Origin of the sequence: Salipiger sp. PrR003, assembly GCF_010500785.1 — a bacterium.
In the GTDB taxonomy this organism is placed as follows: Bacteria; Pseudomonadota; Alphaproteobacteria; order Rhodobacterales; family Rhodobacteraceae; genus Salipiger; species Salipiger pacificus_A.
Window position 1 is genome coordinate 1 of sequence record NZ_JAAGOV010000005.1, and the last position, 1796, is coordinate 1796.

The 1796-nt window shown below is 71.9% G+C and carries 2 protein-coding genes; one reads left to right on the plus strand and one right to left on the minus strand.

Features of this window, described 5'->3' with window-relative positions; genetic code table 11:
- The first annotated feature begins 260 nt into the window (after positions 1-260).
- Positions 261-893 carry a hypothetical protein gene (locus G0D83_RS00045; protein WP_164188502.1) on the plus strand — a complete coding sequence of 211 codons (633 nt, stop codon included), beginning with the start codon at positions 261-263 and terminating at the stop codon, positions 891-893.
- A 21-nt stretch (positions 894-914) separates the two neighbouring features.
- Here G0D83_RS00045 and G0D83_RS00050 read toward each other — a convergent pair.
- A partial coding sequence (locus G0D83_RS00050) for a quinoprotein relay system zinc metallohydrolase 2 (protein ID WP_164188504.1) occupies positions 915-1796 on the minus strand: 882 nt, incomplete at its 5' end.

The window sequence follows — 1796 nt, forward strand, 5'->3', positions numbered from 1 at the left end:
TTGGCCCGTCGAGTTCCACGTCCATGATTTCGAGTGGTTTTCCGGCCTCGAGAGCCACGGCTGCACGGGTTCGCATGCAGTCTCCCTCCTGAATGAGATTTCTTCTTCCGACGCGCTGCGGCGGTTGGGGGGAGTATGGGTGCGCCGTCGCATACCGCTCAATACAGCCAATGGTGGGTATTCCCCGAAAGCCCCCGAAAGCGCAGCCTGCCACATAGTCGAAGCGCCGAAGGCGCCGCGACGGCAGAGGGAGAAAGACCATGACAAGACACGCGTTTCTTGCCGCGGCGACGGGGCTGGCGCTGACAGCGTCCGTTGCCGGCGCCGCCGATTTCTCGGACCCCAGCTGGCCCTGCGTGCAGCGCAAGGTCGAAACCCTCTCGCCCGGCCTGATGTGGCCCGAGCCCCTGCCCGATGCGAAGCTCGAGGGCACCAGCGGCGCGGCGGCGCGCGAGCTCGCAGAGCTGCTGGCGCTGCGCCGCGTCGATCTCGAGACCGCCCGCACCGAGCTGGCCGCCTTCACCGAGGCCGAGGGGGACGCGATGCCGCTCATGGCGGCGGTCTTCTCGGGGGTCTTCGACCGGCTCTCGCACCGCCGCACGCGCATTCTCAAGGGCATCGGGAAATTTTCCCTCGGGCAGATCGAGCTGTCGGAAAAGATCGACGCCGCCCGCGCCGAGATGGACGCGCAGATGGCCCTCGAGGCGCCCGATTACGACCGCGTCGACGCGCTCGAGGCGCAGATCGACTGGGACCAGCGCATCTTCACCGACCGCCAGCACACGATCCGCTACCTCTGCGAGACGCCGCAGCTTCTCGAGCAGCGGCTCTACGCCATCGCCCAGCTGCTGCACGAGGCGGGCAAGGCCGAGGACCCGGCGGACGGCGGCTGACCGCGGCCGCCTCCGGCGGGCTCACTCCCACTCGAGCTCGGTGAAGGCCACGGTGGCGTTGCGCGCGTTGAACGCGTCGAAAAGCTGCCAGCGGTCCCGCTCCTCGCCGGCGATATGGGTGACCGCTTCCGACAGCCGCTCCCCCGCCGCCACCGCCGCCGCCGCGTCGCGCGCCAGAAAGTCGAGGTAGCGCCGTACCGGCGCCGCACCCCCGGGCCAGTCCAGCACCGGCCCGCCATGGCCCGGCACGACGCGGGCGGCCTCGAGCTGCGCCAGATCTCCGAGCACCCGCTGCCAACCGCGCAGGCTGCCGTCGAGCGGCGGGATGTGCCCGTCGACCACGAGATCCCCGGCAAAGAGCGTGCCGGTCGCCGTGTCGAGCACCGTGAGGTCGGTGCCGCTGTGCGCCTGCGGCCAGGCGCGCAGCTCCAGCTCACGCCCGCCGAGGTCGAGCAGGGCCCGCTCGGCCACCTCCCGGTCGACCCGCGGCACCCCGGTGCCGAGAAAGGCCTCCGCCCCGATCAGAGCCTCGAACCTTTGCAGGTAGGTCTCCTGCCGCCGCGCCAGCGCCTGCGGCAGGCCTGCGTGGGAGAGCACCTCCGCACCGGCGAAGACCGAGGCCCCAAGCACGTGGTCCGGGTGCACATGGGTCAGCACGACGTAGGCCACCGGCAGATCGCTGCGCGCGCGGATCGCCCGCCAGAGCGCCTCGCCCATCCAGGCCGCCGAGCCGCTGTCGATGACGGCCACCGCCCGCGTGCCGATGACGAAGCCGAGGTTGGCCGTATCGCCGCGGTTGGCGGCGTCCGGCTCGGCCACCGCGCCGCGGTGCACGAAGACGCCGGGGGCGACCTCGGTCACCGCCAGCGCCGCGCCGGCGGGGCGGCACGCGGCGCCCGCCAC

Excerpts from the sequence above, each read along its gene's own strand:
- G0D83_RS00045 (WP_164188502.1), top strand. The coding sequence starts at position 261 with ATGACAAGACACGCGTTTCTTGCCGCGGCGACGGGGCTGGCGCTGACA.